A 3,564-nucleotide genomic window follows, 5' to 3' on the forward strand; every position below is an offset into this window, starting at 1 on the left:
GCGGCGATGCGGATGTTGTCGGCGCTGATGTGTACGGTGCCTTCGGGGGCGGAGACGGTACTGCCGATTTGGGCATAGTCTTTACCCGCTTGGATGACGGTATTGCCTTGTAAGCTGCCCACTTGGCTGCCGGTATAATCAGGGTAAACAACAATGAACAGGCTAAGAAGCAATAGGAAACATTTCACGGAAAAACCTATTCTAAATTTCTAAAATTTTTGATATGGGTAACAAGAATAAGTTATTTCATCAATACTTATTAATTTAGCCGGTCTTACACAAAAAGAAGAGGTATTTGGGCGATTAGGTTTTTCACGCTTAATAGTGGCTTTTGTAAGCAATTCCAGAAACCAATTCTGGGAATTTCCCGTGATCTTAATCGGTTTAGGATCCTTATCATGATCATTAATCCACGGAAACTCATAAAATTGCTGGCTTACATTGGGGTTATATTTTCTCTCCCAATTATTTTTTAATGTAGTAGTGTCAGTTTGAAGAAGCCAATTAATCCATTCTATTTTTACATCATATAATTCATTAATTCCTCGAAAAATGTCTACACCTCCTGCGGGAGTTGTTACAAATCGAGGAGGAATTGTTGTATTATTTACTAGGAAATACAGATCTCCCCAATAATAATTTCCACAAATATCATTTTGATTTTTATCATTATTAATTGATAACTGCTTGCTTGTATAACAATATTCAATCCTAGCCAAGGATAAATAAAATTGATCATCAAATGATAAATTTTCATTAGCATTACAAAATGGATGCCAAAGGAATAATAAAAGTAAAGGGATAAATTTAATATACACGACGAAGCACCCCATTAACAAATCGATATCCCTGAGAGTTTCCAGATTGCTGTCCTGTAAAATGATAAATCCCCTGAGCATCAGGTTGCAAATATCCTCTATCTACAATAACACCTCCATTTTTATCAGGTGATATATTTTCGTAAGTAAACGTATTTTGAGCTTGGTCATAAAATATTACATCATAATTTTTTCCTCCAGAAGAAACCATTGTAAATGGTCTGGGTAATCCAGATATCTGTACTTCACTCTGCACGCCTGCAGCATGAGATACACTATAATCAGCTGGATTTCCTGAACCTGGTTGACTATATCCATTTTTTGCAGATTCTAAACGTTCACGAGTTTCATGAGCTTGATGCACATGGGCTGATGGTATCGAAATACCGCTTTTATCAGCATTTACCAAATCATATAAATCTTGTATATCTTGAGTATGTAACGCATAACTACCTATATGAGTATGTTCATCTTTATTGACTACCCATACTTGAGCAATCTCTGGGTCTAATATAACTGAAGATAATTCACTATAATACTTAAATTCTTTAGAATTTAAGTCATTAGTAGTGTAATTACCAACATGGGCAGGAAGTTCACCTCGTAAAGAGGCATTAGCCGCTTCCCTCGCCTCTTCATGACTTTTACCGCTTTCTCGTACCGCTTGACATACACCGGCTGCCTGTGAAATATTATCGCCTCCAAAATTATTCACGAGCATTAGTCTCCTCAGAAAGCGAACCAATAGCTGCACTAATAAGAAAGCTAGAAATTCCGCCAAAACAGGCAATAATAAAAGTACCATCAATAGATGTAACGGATGATTCTGATTCTTGTCTAAATAATGAAGTAGAAAAATTATAGATATTAAAATCATCTCTATTATTATTATTATAAATAATAAATAGAACAATAAGAATCCAACCAAAAGTAGCAATATATCCAACTATTCCACATAATAAGTTTTGCTTTAATTTTGAGTATCCTTTTTTCATTAATTTAATATAAAAAAAACCTACACATATTGCAGGAAAGCCTACATATGGCTGAACAATAAGAGCTATTGCTATTGAAATACGAATTACCGTAGGTATATCTCCCAATGCCACTGGTTTATAAGATCCCAATAATGTTCCAAAAAAAGTAACAACAAAACCAACTACCGAAGGGAAACTAAAAAATATCAGAAATATTTTTATCGGTGTAACTTTCATGGTTTACATCCCTGTCCTGCTGAGTATCCCATTTCTCGGCAACCATATCGAATACGGCTGTCATAATCCAACATATCTAGATCTTTAACGACATTAATCATTAAGTTGAATCCATCTTTTCCTGTTAAATATTTCTCATGAATAGGTTGTAAAATTTTCTGTTCATTCTGTAATTGGTTAATATCCCATTGAATAGAATTTTGATAGTTTCCTTGGTAAAGATTTTTAAAATTATCAAATCCTCCTTGCATTAAAGCATTACCAGCTTCAGAACGCCATTCATATAAATTACCTGTAGTTTTATTAAGAATCCAAAAAGGTATATATGAAACTTTACCATCAGCTCCTAAACCTTGAAAATTTCGGCTTACATCTTCAGCTGTGCCAAACCACTTCACATCAACATTAGATTGGTCATAATAATAATCATTAGTACCAAAGAAATTTGCTCTGTCATCAATTGAAGATATTCGATTAACGAATGTCTCTTCTGCTTTATCACCGTTATATAATACATTCAGTATATTCGTAGTAGATGCGTAGCGATCTTCTAATTGATTACGAGAAGATATAATATCTGAATTAACGCCACCATTGTATTCAAGAGAATCTTTTACTCCCATTGTACATGCAGATGAATTGGGATTCTCGGCGCAGATATTAGTGACATAATTGTCATTATTTTGACTCAGTTGTCTGCCTTCATTAAGAATTTTTTCACGCTCGGCATGAAGTTGATTGACACAATTGGCATCTCTACAGCCAGCCATCGCTCTTTCAATTACCTTTAGTTTATTGTTCAACACTTGCGCCTGTGATTTAGTCAGGTAATTATTATCCACCGCATTCTGCGCCGCCTGACTCCCCGAAACAATACTGCCAATATCCCCGGTTGTTGCACCAACACCCGCCCCAATCAACCCACCAATACTGCTCAGCGTCTCTTTCTGTTCCGCTGTTAATTCTTTAGGATCTGATGTCCCGTACAGCCATTGCGATACAACAGGCGTTGCCAATTCCGCTCCACCTGCGGCAAGGGCTGAGGTGACGGCATCGTTTCCGCCAGCAGCGGCAACCGCAGCACCAAGTATGGCATGTGCGGCGATGTGGGCGGCTTCTTGCCCTTTGGTTAATTTGCCGTCATCATTCTGCGCAGCTTGTTCTTTAAAGAACTGCCCAATTTCATGCGCCACTACGGGGCTGGCACTTGCTGCCAGTATTCCGCCTAAGTTGTCTGTCGGCGCACTTAAGCCTGAGGAAACCACGCTCAGCAATAAGCCTAAGTTAGCCAAATTATCGTGTTTTTGTTCCAATTCGGCGCGTTGTTCGGCGGTTAAATCGGGATTTTTCAGCTTCTCGTTAATTGCGTCTTTGCTTTTATTCAGCTCAGTTTGTGCGGTTTGGACGTTTTGGCTGAATTTCTGTGTCACTTCGCGCTGTAAATCCAGCTCTGCTTGTACTCTGTCTTTATCAAAATTGTTTTTCAGGGAACCGCTGGCTTCTTGGTAATTCTCTGTGCTGACTTCTGTTTT

Annotated in this window: 5 protein-coding genes; all 5 read right to left on the minus strand. The window is 37.7% G+C overall.

The features are described from left to right. Nucleotides 1-188: hypothetical protein (locus Q384_RS13730; protein ID WP_169740873.1), on the minus strand; the 188-nt coding region annotated here is incomplete at its 3' end. Between the two features lie 21 nt (nucleotides 189-209). Then, the gene (locus tag Q384_RS12430) at nucleotides 210-818 is read right to left on the minus strand and encodes a hypothetical protein (protein WP_156956589.1); all 609 of its coding nucleotides are present in this window, start codon (nucleotides 816-818) and stop codon (nucleotides 210-212) included. After that, nucleotides 808-1,533 (minus strand): hypothetical protein, encoded by a 726-nt coding sequence (locus Q384_RS12435; protein WP_156956590.1) that lies wholly within the window; start codon nucleotides 1,531-1,533, stop codon nucleotides 808-810. Before Q384_RS12435 ends, Q384_RS12430 begins: the two co-directional genes overlap by 11 nt. After that, nucleotides 1,526-2,032 (minus strand): hypothetical protein, encoded by a 507-nt coding sequence (locus Q384_RS12440; RefSeq protein WP_037588726.1) that lies wholly within the window; start codon nucleotides 2,030-2,032, stop codon nucleotides 1,526-1,528. The genes Q384_RS12435 and Q384_RS12440 overlap by 8 nt, the downstream gene beginning before the upstream one ends. Next, nucleotides 2,029-3,564, minus strand: a 1,536-nt coding sequence (locus Q384_RS12820) for a VENN motif pre-toxin domain-containing protein (protein WP_084224495.1), incomplete at its 5' end; no start/stop codon positions are given. The genes Q384_RS12820 and Q384_RS12440, both read right to left, overlap by 4 nt.

Source organism: Stenoxybacter acetivorans DSM 19021, from assembly GCF_000745895.1.
GTDB lineage: Bacteria > Pseudomonadota > Gammaproteobacteria > Burkholderiales > Neisseriaceae > Stenoxybacter > Stenoxybacter acetivorans.